The 16,431-nt window shown below is 37.5% G+C and carries 17 protein-coding genes; 6 read left to right on the top strand and 11 right to left on the bottom strand.

The genetic code is table 11. The features are described 5' to 3' along the window. Positions 1–93: 93 nt before the first annotated feature. Both F968_RS09785 and F968_RS09780 read left to right on the top strand, forming a co-directional pair. Complete coding sequence (locus tag F968_RS09785; protein WP_004792657.1) at positions 94–528, top strand: HIT domain-containing protein; 435 nt, start codon at positions 94–96, stop codon at positions 526–528. Positions 529–584: 56 nt separating this feature from the next. Next, positions 585–2,051: an adenylate/guanylate cyclase domain-containing protein gene (locus F968_RS09780; RefSeq protein ID WP_004792655.1), complete on the top strand. Its 1,467-nt coding sequence runs from the start codon at positions 585–587 to the stop codon at positions 2,049–2,051. Between the two features lie 53 nt (positions 2,052–2,104). Here the strand turns inward: F968_RS09780 and fdx are convergent, their stop codons facing one another. From fdx to F968_RS09740, 8 genes are all read right to left on the bottom strand, one after another. Further along, positions 2,105–2,443: an ISC system 2Fe-2S type ferredoxin gene (gene fdx, locus F968_RS09775; RefSeq protein WP_004792653.1), complete on the bottom strand. Its 339-nt coding sequence runs from the start codon at positions 2,441–2,443 to the stop codon at positions 2,105–2,107. A gap of 17 nt (positions 2,444–2,460) precedes the next feature. Next, positions 2,461–4,320: a Fe-S protein assembly chaperone HscA gene (gene hscA / locus F968_RS09770; protein ID WP_004792651.1), complete on the bottom strand. Its 1,860-nt coding sequence runs from the start codon at positions 4,318–4,320 to the stop codon at positions 2,461–2,463. 38 nt (positions 4,321–4,358) lie between these two features. Next, complete coding sequence (gene hscB / locus F968_RS09765; protein ID WP_004792649.1) at positions 4,359–4,877, bottom strand: Fe-S protein assembly co-chaperone HscB; 519 nt, start codon at positions 4,875–4,877, stop codon at positions 4,359–4,361. 83 nt (positions 4,878–4,960) lie between these two features. Next, entirely contained in the window at positions 4,961–5,281 is a 321-nt protein-coding gene (iscA, locus tag F968_RS09760; RefSeq protein WP_004792648.1) for an iron-sulfur cluster assembly protein IscA, read from the bottom strand. 30 nt (positions 5,282–5,311) lie between these two features. Beyond that, entirely contained in the window at positions 5,312–5,698 is a 387-nt protein-coding gene (iscU, locus tag F968_RS09755) for a Fe-S cluster assembly scaffold IscU (RefSeq protein ID WP_004792646.1), read from the bottom strand. A gap of 67 nt (positions 5,699–5,765) precedes the next feature. Then, complete coding sequence (locus tag F968_RS09750; protein WP_004792644.1) at positions 5,766–6,983, bottom strand: IscS subfamily cysteine desulfurase; 1,218 nt, start codon at positions 6,981–6,983, stop codon at positions 5,766–5,768. 1 nt (position 6,984) lies between these two features. After that, positions 6,985–7,458: an Rrf2 family transcriptional regulator gene (locus F968_RS09745; protein WP_004792640.1), complete on the bottom strand. Its 474-nt coding sequence runs from the start codon at positions 7,456–7,458 to the stop codon at positions 6,985–6,987. 109 nt (positions 7,459–7,567) lie between these two features. After that, entirely contained in the window at positions 7,568–8,215 is a 648-nt protein-coding gene (locus F968_RS09740; protein WP_004792637.1) for a hypothetical protein, read from the bottom strand. A gap of 208 nt (positions 8,216–8,423) precedes the next feature. Between F968_RS09740 and F968_RS09735 the strand changes: the two genes are divergently transcribed. The 3 genes from F968_RS09735 to F968_RS09725 all read left to right on the top strand — a co-directional run bounded on the left by F968_RS09735 (position 8,424) and on the right by F968_RS09725 (position 11,317). Beyond that, positions 8,424–8,879, top strand: coding sequence for a phasin family protein (locus tag F968_RS09735; protein ID WP_004792635.1), 456 nt, complete (start codon positions 8,424–8,426; stop codon positions 8,877–8,879). A 168-nt stretch (positions 8,880–9,047) separates the two neighbouring features. Beyond that, positions 9,048–9,320: an HU family DNA-binding protein gene (locus tag F968_RS09730; RefSeq protein ID WP_001043034.1), complete on the top strand. Its 273-nt coding sequence runs from the start codon at positions 9,048–9,050 to the stop codon at positions 9,318–9,320. Positions 9,321–9,451: 131 nt separating this feature from the next. Further along, positions 9,452–11,317 (top strand): SurA N-terminal domain-containing protein, encoded by a 1,866-nt coding sequence (locus F968_RS09725; RefSeq protein WP_004792633.1) that lies wholly within the window; start codon positions 9,452–9,454, stop codon positions 11,315–11,317. A 48-nt stretch (positions 11,318–11,365) separates the two neighbouring features. Here F968_RS09725 and F968_RS09720 read toward each other — a convergent pair whose 3' ends face one another. Further along, entirely contained in the window at positions 11,366–12,310 is a 945-nt protein-coding gene (locus F968_RS09720; RefSeq protein WP_416202045.1) for an AraC family transcriptional regulator, read from the bottom strand. A 189-nt stretch (positions 12,311–12,499) separates the two neighbouring features. Between F968_RS09720 and F968_RS09715 the strand changes: the two genes are divergently transcribed. Then, positions 12,500–13,723 (top strand): alkane 1-monooxygenase, encoded by a 1,224-nt coding sequence (locus tag F968_RS09715; RefSeq protein ID WP_004792629.1) that lies wholly within the window; start codon positions 12,500–12,502, stop codon positions 13,721–13,723. A 108-nt stretch (positions 13,724–13,831) separates the two neighbouring features. Here the strand turns inward: F968_RS09715 and F968_RS09710 are convergent, their stop codons facing one another. Next, positions 13,832–15,037 carry an acyl-CoA dehydrogenase family protein gene (locus tag F968_RS09710; RefSeq protein WP_004792627.1) on the bottom strand — a complete coding sequence of 402 codons (1,206 nt, stop codon included), beginning with the start codon at positions 15,035–15,037 and terminating at the stop codon, positions 13,832–13,834. A 23-nt stretch (positions 15,038–15,060) separates the two neighbouring features. After that, positions 15,061–16,344 carry an acyl-CoA dehydrogenase family protein gene (locus tag F968_RS09705; RefSeq protein ID WP_171065167.1) on the bottom strand — a complete coding sequence of 428 codons (1,284 nt, stop codon included), beginning with the start codon at positions 16,342–16,344 and terminating at the stop codon, positions 15,061–15,063. Between the last annotated feature and the right edge of the window lie 87 nt (positions 16,345–16,431).

Raw genomic sequence — 16,431 nt, 5'->3', positions numbered from 1 at the left:
GTTATTTGTAATCAAACCAGCCACTAGCAATACTCACATCAAAACTGATGTGATAGTATTAGCCATTATTGTTTATTGTCATTTATAAAAGATATGTTTAGTTTGCATCCACAACTTGCTCAAGATACTTTTTTTGTCGGCGATTTTCCGCTTTCAACATGTCGTTTAATGAATGATATGCAATTCCCGTGGTTGATTTTAATCCCTCGTGTACCGGGAATCACAGAATTATATGAATTGAGCCAAGCTGATCAAGAACAGTTTTTACGTGAATCAAGTTGGTTATCTAGCCAGCTAGCTCGAGTATTCCGTGCTGATAAAATGAATGTTGCAGCTTTAGGTAACATGGTACCTCAGTTGCATTTCCATCATGTTGTACGTTATCAAAATGATGTTGCATGGCCAAAGCCAGTTTGGGGAACTCCTGCAGTTCCATATACAAATGATGTACTGGCTCATATGCGTCAAACCCTTATGCTTGCTTTACGTGGTCAAGGTGATATGCCTTTTGATTGGCGCATGGATTAAATCAATGCAATGCCACATTTATATGAATGTGGCTACATTGAGGTATGGAGGACAGGGTGCAATTAGAGAGGTTTATCGATAGAGAGCCTAAGCAGTTTGCATATTTTCATCGTTTGATGGGATATTCAATTCTGTCCTTAATTTTAGTGATCTATGCTTTTACCTCACCTAATACAAATTATCAGATCTACGTTCCTCCTTTCTTTCTCTTTTTACTTTTTATTAGTTCGAAGTTAGAACATTGGCTTCAATACCAATTTGATAAGAAAACTCAAAAAAGTGTCTTTTTTGCAATTGATGCAATTGTTGTAGCAGTTACCTTAGCGGGTCTGCATCTTAATTTAGTGCCTACATTTATTGCAGTATTTGCATTATTTTATTCTGCAATTAATAGTCGTATTTCTTTCGCAGTTATTTGTTTGACGAGCCTATTAGGCGCGATTATTTTTTATTTAAGTACTTTTTTCCTATTTGGTTTTTATACATATTTTGAACCTACTAGCCAAGAGTTAACTGTAATTACCCTCTTGGGTTTAGTGATGTTTATTACCATTGGAAATTACTACCAACATCGTTGGGTTAAAAAAATCAGTCAGCAGCGTCAACATTACTATGATCAAATGACCCGCTATATTGCTTTTGCTAATCAGTTAAGCCGTTATGCGCCACTACAGTTGTGGCAATCTATCATGCGCGGTGAAGCGGAAGCAAAAATTGAATATAAACGAAAAAAAATGACTGTATTTTTTTCGGATATTCAGGGTTTTACAGAATTATCAGAAACTTTAATTCCTGATGATTTGGCATTTTTGCTTAATGACTATTTAAGCCATATGACGGAAATTGCCAAGCAGTATGAAGCTACTGTCGACAAATTTATGGGGGATGCCATCCTCATATTTTTCGGTGATCCGAATTCTCAGGGTGTAGAGCAAGATGCGAAAGCCTGTGTAGAAATGGCAATCGCTATGCGTCAGCAAATGAAATTGCTGCGTGAGCGTTGGAAAAAAATGGGCTACTCAGCCTTACATATTCGCATGGGAATTAGTACTGGTTACTGCCACGTAGGGAATTATGGGGCAACACATCGTATGGCTTATACTATTGTGGGGCGTGATGTGAATTTAGCAGCTCGTTTACAATATGCTGCTGAAATAGATGAAATTTTAATTTCAGATGATACTTATCAATTAATCAAAAGTGATTTTCTTTGTGCTCCAAAAACACCAATTTACTTAAAAGGTATTCAAGGTGCTGTGAAGACATGGCAGGTAATGGAGAAATACACAGGGAATAAGTCAGATCATCAGCAATGGTTCGACTATGAATATAAAGGCTTCCATTTAGTCCTTAATTTAGAAGAAGTACAAAACTATGAGTACCCTGAATTAGTAGAAGTACTTGAGAAAATGATTCAACGACTTAAAGTTCAACAAACTTTAATTAATACTCAAGGTATTGCACGTTTAAGACTTGAAGATGAAGTTAAGCCTATTGAAGTTGATCAGCAAGATCAGGTTTAAAGCTTAAAACGTGAAGTAAAAAAAAGCTGCTTTTAAAAGCAGCTTTTTTTATTTTAATGGCTTTCGGATGCGTGATTGATTGTATATTTAGGAATCTCAATTTCTAAATCTTCATCAACAATCTTTACTTGGCAAGAGAGACGAGAATCTGGTTCAAGACCCCAAGCGCGATCTAAAAGATCTGCTTCAACATCATCCATTTCTTCTAGGCTGTCAAAACCCTTGCGAACGACTACGTGACAAGTTGTACATGCACACGACATGTCACAAGCGTGTTCAATTTTAATTCCTCGATCAAGCAAACTTTGACAAAGATTTGCATTTTGTTCAACTTCAAATTCTGCGCCTTCAGGGCAAAACTGAGCATGAGGAAGTACTTTAATACGGGGCATATTGATCACCTATACCTTTAGTTTGAATTTGACCAATCTTCAAGTTTTGTACCTTTTAAGGCGTGGTCAATATGTCGATTCATACGTAGTGCGGCAAAAGCATCACTATGTACTTTAAGTTGTTCTACAGCTTTTTCAATCGCTTGAATATCATTGCCTTCAAGTTGTACTTTCAGGAAATTTTCAGCAGTTTTAAGTGCTTCAAGTTGCTCATTAGTGAGTAAATCAGCATCAACTTTGAGAGCTTGCTCTAAAGCTTCAAGCTCACGTTGAGCTTCAACTTTGGTTTCTTTTAAATGACGCAGATTTTTATCTTCTTCCGCGTGTTGGAAACCTTCAATTAATAAGCGTTCAGTATCAGATTCTGATAACCCATAAGATGGTTTAATATCAATTTGAGCTTGTACGCCTGAAGTCGTTTCACGAGCCGCAACAGTGAGTAGGCCATCTGCATCTACCTGAAAGGTCACTTCAATACGCGCTTGACCAGCAGTCATTGGAGGAATGCCGTGAAGAACAAATCTTCCTAATGAACGACAATGTTCTACCAAATCACGCTCACCTTGAACCACATGAATAAGCATGGCAGTTTGGCCATCTTGATAAGTTGTGAATTCTTGGCGACGAGCAACTGGAATAGCAGTGTTACGTGAAATAAGACGCTCTACTAATCCGCCCATGGTTTCTAAACCAAGTGAAAGAGGAGTTACATCTAAAAGTAATGAGCCGTCTTGACTGTTTCCAATTAATTGATTGGCAGTAATGGAAGCGCCTATTGCAACTACTTCATCAGGGTTGATCGTACAAAGTGGCTCTTGATTAAATACATTGCGAACCGTTTGTTGAACAGCATACGAACGGGTAGAGCCACCAACTAAAACAACATTTTGAATGTCTGATAATTCAAGTTTTGCATCACGTAAAACACGCTTACAAACACTGATTGTTTTATCTAAAGCAACTTGAATAATACTTTCAAAAGTTGGACGGTCCAGTGTTAATACATTTTCAAGTAATTTTAACTGAACTGATTCTTGAATAGATAATTGTTCTTTAGCTTGACGAGCCGCAACCATAAATACTGCATATGCTTCATCGCTCAAAGTATCAATATTTAACTGCTTTTTAGCCCATTTAACAATGAGACGGTCTAAATCGTCACCACCTAGAGCAGTGTGGCCACCAGTAGCTAATACTTCAAAGACACCTTGTGAGAAACGCAAGATTGATACGTCAAAAGTACCACCACCTAAATCATAAATTACATAGTTATGATCTGTAGCTAAATTAGTTTCTTGGTCTAAACCATAAGCCACAGCAGCAGCGGTTGGCTCATTTAATAAACGTAGTACATTCAAACCAGCAAGTTGTGCTGCATCACGAGTTGCTTGTCGCTGAGCTTCATCAAAATAGGCAGGAACAGTAATAACTGCACCATTTACTGGATTTTGTAGACTAGTTTCAGCACGGTCTTTTAATTGTTTTAAAATTTCTGCAGAAATTTCAACAGGGGTTTTACGACCAGCACGTGTTTCAAAAGCTGGCATCTCATTTTCAGAACCCATTAATTCATAGGGATGCTGAAATTTGATATCTGCTTTTGAACGACCCATAAAGCGTTTTACAGAAACAATTGTATTTTTCGGGTCGGCAATAAGGAAAGGCTTTGCTTCTTCACCATAGTGAGTTGCATCATTTCCATAGTGCACAATAGAAGGAAGGAGTCTTCTTTCTTTTTCATCATTGAGTACTTTAGGCTTGCCTGATAACACTGTCGCAACTAAGGAGTGTGTTGTTCCTAGGTCGATACCAATCGCAATGCGGTGTTGGTGTGGGGCACTGGATTGACCCGGTTCAGCAATTTGCAAAAGTGCCATGAGTTAAATCCCTTGAATATAAATTGGAAAAAGCAAAATTAAAAATCGTCGTCTAAATCAAAGTTGTCTTCGTCATCCAACATTTGATCTTCTGCTTTTTCAATATCATTAAGAACGCGCTGAAAGAACCGTAATTTACGTACAGTATCGCGAGCTTCACCCCAGTCTTCATCTAAGTAATCAATTTTAAATTCGCGAACTAAACTTTCTATCCATTGAAACACTTCTTGTTTAAGAGTGCTTAGATGTTCTGGGGAGGTTGCTTCATCAAGTTGCTCACGAAGTTCCAAAGCTGATTGTAAGAACTCAAAATCGCTAATAGATTGATCAAGGTGATGATCTTGCTTTTTTAATGCTAAAAGATAAGCTGCGCGGCTATCTACTTGCGATAATGTTTTAAAAGCTTGATTGATTTCACTTGATTTGATCAATGCCTGATTTTTATCTTCTGCTTTATCTGGATGATATTGCTGCTGCAAATTCAAGAAACTAGATTTTAAGCTCGCCAAATCGATATCGAGTTCTACGGGTAAATTGAACAACTCAAAATGATTCATTAGAAAGGAGGTCCACGTTAATTAAATACATTAAAACAGTGCTATAAAAGACACTGTTTTAATGAGAGATGGAAGGAGATGGGTTATACAGTGAAAGACTCACCACAACCACATTCACCTTTTTTATTGGGGTTGTTAAATTCGAACCCTTCATTAAGGCCATTTTTGACGTAGTCCATTTCTAAGCCTTCTAAATAGACATGACTTTTTGGATCTACAAATACCTTAACGCCAAATTGTTCGAAAACTTCGTCATGTTCATCGACAGAATCAACAAATTCAAGAACATAAGCCAACCCAGAACAGCCAGAAGTTTTCACACCCACGCGAATGCCTTCACCCTTACCTCTGTTCTTGAGGTAATTGCTAATATGAGTCGCAGCATTTTCAGTTAAATGAATCATGAAAACTCCAACGTTTACAGTAATAACAAATTAAGCTTTTGATTTTTTAGTGCGGTAATCTTCAATCGCAGCTTTAATCGCATCTTCAGCTAGTACAGAGCAGTGAACTTTTACTGGTGGAAGAGCAAGCTCAGTTGCGATATCAATATTCTTGATTGCTTGAGCTTCATCAAGAGTTTTGCCTTTTAACCACTCAGTTACAAGTGAGCTAGAAGCAATTGCTGAACCACAGCCATAAGTTTTAAAGCGTGCTTCTTCAATCACACCGCTATCGTTTACTTGAATTTGTAAACGCATCACGTCGCCACATGCTGGTGCACCCACCATGCCTGTACCTACATTTTCAGAGTTTTTGTCTAAAACACCAACATTACGAGGGTTTTCGTAATGATCAATTACCTTTTCGCTATAAGCCATTTCGCTTCTCCAAACCTCGGGGTCAGCCTAATATTAATATGAGGGTAAAAACATTAATTTCAATGAATTAGTGTTCAGCCCATTCAACTGTAGAAAGATCGATACCTTCTTTGTACATATCCCAAAGCGGAGAAAGTTCACGTAATTTCTCAACAGCGGCTTTGGTAATTGTAAGCACATGGTCAATATCTTCTTCAGTTGTGTATTTACCAAAACTGAAGCGAATAGAGCTGTGTGCTAGCTCATCAGATAAACCTAATGCGCGAAGAACGTATGAAGGCTCTAAGGTTGCAGAAGTACAAGCAGAACCACTTGATACTGCAGCATCTTTGAGCGACATCATTAATGATTCACCTTCAACAAAGTTAAAGCTGACATTTAAATAATTAGCAACGTTTTGAGTTGGATGGCCATTTAAGAAAACTTGTTCAAGATCTTGTAAACCATTCCAAAGCTTGTCGCGAAGCTTGCGAATACGCTCTTGTTCTGCTTGCATTGTTTTGCCAGCAATTTCAAAAGCTTCACCCATACCTACAATTTGATGAGTCGCTAAAGTACCAGAACGCATACCACGTTCATGACCACCGCCATGAATTTGTGCTTTCAAACGAACACGTGGGCTACGACGTACATATAATGCACCGATACCTTTTGGACCATAAATTTTATGAGCTGAGAAACTCATTAGGTCAATTTTCATAGTAGATAGGTCAATTTCAACTTTACCAGCAGCTTGAGCAGCATCTACATGAAAGAAGGTTTTATTGGCACGTGTTAATTCACCAATTGCTGCTACATCTGTAACTGTACCGATTTCGTTGTTTACCATCATAAGAGAAACAAGAACAGTATCAGGACGAAGGGCAGCTTTTACCATTTCAGGGGTAATTAAACCAGTTTGTGGTTCTGGTTCTAAATAAGTAATTTCAAAACCTTGGTCTTCTAATTCACGACAAGGATCTAGAACAGCTTTGTGTTCAATTTTACTTGTAATGATATGCTTGCCTTTAGATGCATAAAACTGCGCTACACCTTTTAGAGCAAGGTTATCTGATTCAGTTGCACCAGAAGTCCAAACGATTTCACGTGGATCAGCTTTAATTAAATTTGCAACTTGCTCACGTGCATATTCAACTTTCTCTTCTGCCTGCCAGCCATAAGCGTGGGAACGAGATGCAGCATTACCAAAGGTACCGTCGAAAGTTAAACACTCCATCATACGTTCTGCAACTTGCGGATCTACTGGAGTGGTTGCTGCGTAATCAAGATAAATTGGACGTTTCATATCAAATACCTGTACCCGATAAAAGAGCTGAATCTATGCCAGTCACATTTTGGCGTAATGCAACAGTTTGAACGTTGTCTCGGCTAATGAGGTCGGCAAGAGAGATTTTTGCTAAATAGTCGGCAATATGATGAGAGAGTTCTTGCCATAAATCGTGTGTGAGACACATTGCACCATTTTGGCAGTTACCTTTATGGTCGCAACGAGTTGCATCAACAGTTTCATTTACAGCTTCAATAATTTCTAACACAGTAATTTCATCAGCATTTCGAGCCAAATGATAACCACCATTTGCACCACGAACACTAGAAACTAACCCATGACGCTTAAGTTTTGCGAATAACTGTTCTAAATAAGCAACTGAAATGGATTGGCGAGCTGCAATTTCGGCGAGCGTGATCGTTTGTTCAGTTGGCTGCAAAGCTAAATCAAGTAGAGCAGTCACTGCGTAGCGACCGCGAGTTGTAAGGCGCATGATTCGATACACATGTTAAGACTAGATAATAGGATTTTATGAATCCCGACTAAAATAGTCAAGTTTTTTTATTTTTAATTCAAGTGCAGGAACAAAATGGAAAAATAATTTAAGCAACCCACAAATTATATATGAAATAAACAATAAATATCAGGCTAATTATACCAAAGGAGAAGTTAATATTTCGTTGGCGTCGCTGTAAGCGAGTAATTCGATTTTGATATTGTTTAATTTCCACATGAAGTGAATTGATTTCTGATCGTTGTTGATCAATTTTTTCAAGCAATGGGGCAATTCTTTTGCGTGAAGCAAGGGCTTCAGCTTCATCATCAGGTGTATTAAACCATTGCTTCCAGTCTGCTAAAAGTTTAGGCAGAGTAAGGTGTGAAATTAAGTCTAATAACTCTTTTTTAGTTTCTTCATCACCATCAATGCGCATATTTTTAAGACTGCGCTGGTTTGAAAAAGCGAAAATCTTAATTAAATCGATAAGTGTACTATTGATTTCAAGATCAATACGTCGGTCAAAAGAATGGATATCGAACAACAAACCCTTTTCTGTAAATTGAACATAAAAGTCAAAAAAAGGTAGGTAGCTATTGATACGAATAGTCGTTTTGTTTGAAATAAACTTTTTCGCTTGCAAGCGAAGAACACCATCGTGGGTGAGAATAAATGAAAAGAAAGTTTCTAAAATAATTAGAACGATATTCAGCAACAGACGGGGATGTTTTTGTCTTTGTTGCGTTTCACTCATAAAAGTTTATCCTTACAAATAGCAGTTAACCGAAGAATGGGACATCCTATCCCAAACTTAACACAATGTCGTGTTAAATATATTTACATGACTTAATTGCTTTGTAGAACAGTTTTGTAAATGGATCAAGTCTTTACTTTGATATTATAGAAATATTTTGTGGTCAAATCAGTCATCATCTCTCTCATCTGATTAGGAGTTTAGATTAATGGATAATGCAAATATAGATACGCAGACAGAAGAGTCAGAAGAAAAAAATAAATTAAAATCAAGAGGTTCAAGAAAGTCAGCTTTGGATTTTAGAAAGTATACCAAGCAAATTTGGCTAGCTGGACTAGGAGCTTTTTCACGCGCAGAAGAAGAGGGCAACAAACTCTTTGATTCCTTAGTCAAAGTCGGTGAAGAACTAGAGTCAAAAACTGGAGACTTAGCAGATAACACTGTAGGCAAAGTCACAGAAAAAGCAAAAGAATCTGTATCTGAAACAAAAGATAAAGTAGAGAAAATTCTTGATACCAGTGTGAACCATTCTTTAAACCGGATTGGATTGGTCACTCCGAAGGATTTACAGCACATTGAACAGCTCTTGGTACAGCTTCATATTAAGGTGGATGCTTTAATAGAAGAAAACCAGCAATTGAAAGAAAAATTGAATAAAAAGTAAAAAATGTTGGGATTTAGCAAATATATAACAGTTTTTTAGCATTTATTTTCGCTAAAAGCCCTGCTCTAGTATTGCGTTTTCCCCCAAAGCATTGCTATAAAGGCGTCATGGCCTTTTAAACTATAGCCTTGGACCTTAAACAAACGATATTAAGAGGATGTTTTATTCATGAATAAATCAGAATTAATCGATGCAATTGCTGAAAAAGGGGGAGTATCTAAGACTGATGCAGGCAAGGCACTCGATGCGACAATTGCGTCAATTACTGAAGCACTTAAAAAAGGTGACACAGTAACTTTAGTTGGTTTTGGTACTTTCAGTGTTAAAGAACGTGCTGCACGCACTGGTCGTAACCCTAAAACTGGTGAAGAGCTTCAAATTAAAGCAACAAAAGTACCTAGCTTCAAAGCTGGTAAAGGTCTTAAAGATTCAGTAGCTTAATCTTTTAAGATGATTAAACGCGCCAATATAGGCGCGTTTTTTATTAAAAATCTGAATTGACCAATATTGCTCATTCATTGATTGTGGTTTTTCAGTTAAAATTCTCCTCGAAATAAAATATTGGAATACTTATGGAATCGTTTCGTACAGTCATTAAGGGTTGGCTCGGCAAAGTCCTTCTAATTTTGTTTTTGACCCCTTTAGCACTTGTAGGTATTGAAGGATATTTTAATAGGGGAAACAAGGCTGATGTTGCAAAAACAGTAAATGGCCAAGAAATATCTAAAAAAGACCTTGAAACTTTAACTCAGTCTTACAAAGAACAATATTTAGCTGCTGTTAAAGGCGATGAGAGTCTACTTAATTTGCCTGTTATTCAGGCTAAGGCACTCGATATTTTAGTGTCGCGTAATTTACTAATTCAACAAGCTGAAAAATTAGGTATCTCACTTAGTGATACTCAAATTGAGCAAATGTTAGCTCAACAGCCTAGTTTGCAAGAGAATGGACAGTTCTCGCAAAAACTCTATGAAAATTACTTACGTTCTATTGGTATGACAAGTCAGGGCTTAATTGCTAGTCTTCGTCAAGATCATGCTTTAAAAATGCTAACGTCAACTTTTTCTGATTACTCTTTAGTAAGTAAAGTTGATTTAATGCAAATTGCGAATTTGCAAACTGAACAACGTACATTACATTTGGCTAGTATTAAATTAGATGGTTATAAAACTGGTTTAACTGCCTCTAATCAAGAAGCTACAGATTATTACAACAAACACCAAAATGAGTTTAAACAACAATCTTCTGTTGATGTGGATTATGTGGTTGTGTCGCCATCACTAATGGCTAAACCAGCTCCTGCAACTGAAGCTGAACTTCAACAAGCGTATAGCAAGTTTGTTGAAACTCAGAAAAAAGATTCTAAACGTACTGTGAAGCATATTTTAATTACTACAGATGCTCGTGATGATGCAGCAGCTCAAAAACTTGCTAAAGAAGTATATGCGAAAATTCAAGGCGGTCTTACATTTGCACAAGCTGCATCTCAGTTCTCTGAAGATCCAAGTTCGAAAGCAAAAGGTGGTTTAGTTGAAGCATATGCACCAGGGGTTTTTTCCGATGCATTTGATAAAACTGTAGTGAGCTTGAAAAATGGACAGATTTCTCAACCAGTAAAAACTCAATATGGCTATCATATTATTGAGGCAGAAACTCAAGCTAATCAAATTCCTTCATTCGAAGCTGAGAAGGCGCGTTTAACTGCTGAGGTTGAAAAGAATAAAGTTGCGACTGTTTATTCAGATACTGTAAACAGTTTAAATGAAACGATTGTTGGTAATGATTCTTTAGAAGCAGTTGTACAAGAAGTAAAAGGTACAAAAGTTGAATCATTAAATGGCGTAACTTTAGCTACACAAAATCCATATTTAAGTGATCCAAACGTTAAAATTAAATTGTTTAATGATGACGTGAAAAATGGTGACCGTAATGCATCATCTAATATTCAGTTAGCGAATGGTGATACGGTATGGGTTAAAGTACGTGATTATCATGCTGCTGGTGTAAAACCTTTAGCACAGGCGATGAATGAAGCGAAAGCAAAAGTTATCGACGAAAAAGCACGTAAAGCTGTTCAAGCTAAAATTGCTACAATGCTAGCTGAATTTAAAACTCAACCGGCAGATCAAGTAGTTGCTAAGAATAAAGTAGCATTTGAATCGGCTGGCGTATTTAGTCGTTCACAAGGATTAAAGCGTGAAATTGAGCGTGCAGCATTTAGTGCAGCTACACCTAAGCCAGGTATGTGGTCTGTTACGACAGCAAATTTACCAAATGAGCTAGTTGTTGTTGCAGTTTCAAATGTAAATTCATCGGCTGCGAATGCTATACCTGCTGATCAGTTACAGCAGTTAAAGCAACTTTATCGTCAGTCACGTGGTCAACAAATATTGGAAGATTACAGTCAATATTTAAAATCACATGCGAAAATTAAATAATAATTTGATTCAATAAAAAAAGCGCCTCGGCGCTTTTTTTATTGGCAGTTAATCTAAGCTGTGCCCAATATATTGCTGTCTATATTGTTTAGGAGATAAATCAAAAATTCGCTTAAATGCCTGACTAAATGCTGTTTCGGATGAATAGCCAACCTTATTTGATATTTGCTGAATTGATAAATTACTTGTGCGTAAATACTGACTGGCTAAACGGAAACGATAATGCTGTAAATAAGTTAGAGGTGGTTCACCAATAATACTGCTAAACAAATTTGCAAATTTAGAACGTGACATACAACATTGTTCAGCTAAAGATTCAACTGTCCATGTAACTTCTGGCTGGCTATGAATAGCAGATAGTGCATTGCTTAGTTCAGGATGAGTTAAAGCACTTAACCAGTTTTGTTGATCTGTCATTTGTTGAATATGATCACGAATGCATTCAATGAGCAAAATACTGACTAGATGATCAATAATTTTGTCGTGACCTGGCCTGATTTTTTGAGTTTCAATTGCTAGAAAATAAAGCCCAATTTGTAGCCATTCGGGTGGAGTGGTTTGATTTTCATGCTGAATATGCATGATGGACGGGAGGGCATTAATGAGTGGCCCAGCCATATGAGTATCGATTTGGCAGCGTAAAGATAGCAATAATGTATTATTTGGAGATGAAGTACCAAATTCGATGGCATCTTGTCTATGACCATTAAAAAGTGACGTTATATCTAAAGAATCTACCAACTTACTCGCTGTTGATTTTGAGTCAGTCGCACTATGTGCTTTCCCCGAAGGAATCAAAATAATATCGCCAGCAGTCGCAGTTATTTTTTCTGAAGTGTTAAGTTGAATATATACAGAACCAGTTAAAACAATATAAGCAAGTAAAGCAGATTGATCTTGTGTTTTAAAAGCCCATTCTCCTTGCGCTTTTAAATAGATGTATTCAGACTTATTCAGGTGAATATCATCAAAAAATTTACTTAGTGCATCCATATTTAAATGATCAATCATTATTTTAATAAAATTATAGTGAGCTATAAGAATAGATCAACATGTGTTTTTAGGACAGAAAAGTGGAAGAAAATGCCAAAGACTTTAACATAGGTTTTTTGGACGGTTACTACTGTTAACTAAACACTATTTCTTTAACTATATAGACATATAGAAAAAGGAAATATAGCTATGAATGCACCAGTAAATGTTCAGCAAGAACTTATGCCAGTGCCTGCGTCTATGCGTGAAATAGATCGCAAACGCTTTTTATGGATGATTAGTCCTGCTTTACCTGCTATCGGTTTGGGTATTTTAGCTGGTTATCAGTTTGGTCCACGTCCTTTGAAGAAAGTCTTCGCATTAGGTGGTCCACTTTTATTACATGTCGTGATTCCTGCAATTGATACTATTATTGGGAAAGATGCTCGAAATCCGACAGATGAAGAAATTAAGCTTTTAGAAAAAGATCCATATTATTCACGTCTTGTGAAGAGCTTTATTCCTCTACAGTATGCTGCAAATGTTTATGCATGTTATTTAACAAGTCGTAAAACAACATCTTTTATTGATAAGATTTTACTTGGTATTTCAATGGGTGCAATCAATGGTATTGCGATTAATACAGCCCATGAGTTAAGTCATAAGCATGATCGTATAGACCATATTTTGTCTCATCTTGCTTTAGTTCCAACTGGCTATAATCATTTCCGTATTGAGCATCCTTACGGTCATCATAAGCGTGCAGCAACACCAGAAGATCCAGCTTCATCTCGTATGGGTGAAACATTCTATGAGTTCTGGCCACGTACTGTTGTTGGTTCTTTTAAGTCTGCAATAGAAATTGAAAAAAATCGTTTAAAACGTAAAGGTAAAGAATTCTGGTCTTCAGATAATGAGCTATTACAAGGCTGGGGAATGACTGCTGCTTTTCATGGTTCTATGGTTGGAATATTTGGCAAAAGCACAATTCCATATTTAGCAACACAAGCATTTTATGGCATTAGTCTTTTTGAAATTATTAACTATATTGAGCATTATGGTTTATTACGTCAGAAAAAAGAAAATGGTCAATATGAACGTACAATGCCAGAGCATAGCTGGAACAACAATAACGTAGTAACAAACTTGTTCTTGTACCAGTTGCAGCGTCATTCAGACCATCATGCGTATCCGACTCGTCCATTCCAAGCATTACGTCATTTTGACGAGGCACCTGAGCTACCAAGCGGTTATGCAAGTATGTTATTACCGGCATTAATCCCTTCATTGTGGTTTAAAATAATGGATAAGCGAGTTTTTGATCATTATAAAGGTGATTTAAATAAAGCAAATATTTCGTCAAAAAGACGTGCAAAAATCTTTAAGAAATTTGGTGTAGTTGATAAAGCGTTAGACAGCACAACTGCCGAATAAATAAAAATGTAAATTCCTGAAATACGAAGCCCTCTAGTTTAATCGCTAGAGGGCTTTTAAGTTTTTACATAAACAGCTAATAAAAGAAGGGAAAATTTCCCTTAATTATTATTTTAGTTCGCTAGAAGATTTACCCAGTTCTCTGCGGGCAATGATCAATTGCTGGATTTGCTGAGTACCTTCAAAAATATCAAGAATTTTCGAATCACGTGCCCATTTTTCCAGTAACTCATCTTCGTTATAGCCAACACTTGCTGCCAATTCGACACATTTTAAAGTGATCTCATTACCCACACGACCTGCTTTGGCTTTTGCAATAGAAGCTTCCTTAGAGTTTGGTTTTTTGTTATCTGCCATCCACGTGGCTTTTAACATAAGTAGGCGAGCAGCTTCCCACTCAGCTTCCATACGGTAGATTTGTGCTGCAAGGTTAGAAGTATGTAGGTAGGGGGTAGAGTAATCAGGATCGAGTTGATCTTTAAAAATCTCTTTAATACGTTCTAGTGAAGCTTTAGCACAACCGATTGCCATTGCTGCAACTAAAGGCCGAGTATTATCAAAAGTTTCCATTACTCCAGCAAAACCTTTAGCGACGTCTACTTCGGCATTACCTAAAAGGTTTTCGGCTGGTACGCGGCAATCAATAAAACTAATCACTGCCGTATCTGAAGCCTTAATTCCTAATTTATGTTCGAGGCGTTCAACTCTCATTCCTGGCGTACCTTTTGGTACCACAAATGATTTAATCGCTGCACGTCCAAGTTTGCGATCAAGCGTGGCCCAAACGACGACAGAATCTGCACGTTCGCCAGAGGTCACAAAAATCTTTTCACCATTTAAAATATAGTCATTGCCATCTTTGGTTGCAGTGGTGCGGATCGCAGCAGAGTCAGAACCGCATCCTGGCTCAGTAATGGCCATTGCTGCCCATGTTCCGTTGAACCGTTCTAATTGCTCATCATTTGCGACAGCAGCAATTGCTGAGTTCCCAAGCCCCTGACGTGGCATACTCAGTAATAAGCCAGTATCGCCATAACACATCTCAATAATTCCAAGAGCGGTCGACATGTTGGTTCCGTTACGAACACCTTCATTGTCTGTATCACCGCGCTTTCCAGCACCTGCTGCTCCAGCATTAATACCTTCGCCACCTTCATTCATGCCATCAATCAGAGAAGCGAGCATATCGAGCTCTTTGGGATACGCATGCTCAGCTTTATCATATTTACGAGAAATAGGACGTAAAACATTGATCGCAACATCATGTGCTTGATCAATCATCATCTTGAATTTTTTAGGATTTTGTAAATTCATTAAAGTATCCTCTGATTGATCATTTAAGCATGTAAGCCAGATTGTAAAATTGCAGTAGCGCGTAGATCACGGTACCAGCGTTCAACAGGATGTTCTTTTGTGAAACCATGTCCACCAAGAATTTGCACTCCATCTGTACCGATTTTCATGGATTTTTCAGCACAAAGTAGTTGGGCTAGATAAGCTTCGCGGTGAAATGGCTTGCCTGACTCTGCAAGACTTGCCGCATTTAAAATCAACATACGCATTGCATCAATTTCGATTGCCATATCTGCAATCATGAAAGCTACACTTTGGCGATGAGAAATTGGTTCACCGAATGCAGTTCGTTCATTGGCATATTTAATACAATAAGCTTTAACAGCTTCACATGTACCTACGGCCATTGCACACCACATTAAGTTACCCAAATCTAAAAAAGCAGTGTAATCAAAGTCTGTTGCACCTAAGCGTAGAGCAGGAGTGTGATTAAAGCGAAGAGTTGCAGTTTCTGTGGCTTTAAGACCCATGGCCGGAGTGTTTTTAATTGAAATTGTGTCACCGCATTGCACGGCAAATACGTCTGGCTTGCCGTTAAAGTCTGCACTTACTAAAAATACGTCAGCTAAATCACCTAAAATTACTAATGTTTTTTCACCATCAATAAAAAACTGATCATTTTCAAGTGATGCTTTTGTTTTTAAAGCATAAGGATTAAATGCTGGAGTTGCCTCTTGAACTGCAAAGGTTGCTGTAATGTCTGAGTCTTCTGCAAAACATGGTAGGTACATTGACTGAACTTCAGTAGAACCCCAACGTGTAATTGCATTAATGACGCTAAATGTACTGAGTAATCCTGCTGTAAGGCTAAAATCACCTTCAGCGAGTTTTTCAGCTATTAATAGATTACTTACAATATTTTGTTCGGCCGCGACACCACCTAATGCCTCTGGGAGTGCATAGTAGTTAAGACCTAGATCCTCAACATATTGCCAAAGACTTTCAGGAAACTGAGCTGCCTGATCAGCATCATGAGCCAACCCCAATAAGACTTCTTGAGCAAATTGAGACATTGCCTCAGAAGTCATTTGTTGTTCTTCGGTTAGACTTAAATCAAATAGATTTTTTTGTTGGCGAGGTAATCGCTGTTGGGAGATCTGTTTTGGTTTAAATGCTTTTTGAGTCTGGCTTAATGCTTTAAAACCAGCTTTTGAACCTTGATAAAGAGATTTTTCAACAAATTTACGCAACTTGAGTTGATCAAGTACATCGCTTCCAGCCAATCTGGTGATCAGCGATAAACCCAAACCCTGAGCTTTATTGATCATACTTGTCATAATTATGGTGTCCTAACACGTTGTTATTGTTTTATGCTGACACGCCTCATATTAAAAAACTATGTCGTTACTGACATT

This window comes from Acinetobacter sp. NIPH 817 (assembly GCF_000368405.1).
In the GTDB taxonomy this organism is placed as follows: Bacteria; Pseudomonadota; Gammaproteobacteria; order Pseudomonadales; family Moraxellaceae; genus Acinetobacter.
This window is presented reverse-complemented; position numbering and strand designations above follow the sequence as displayed.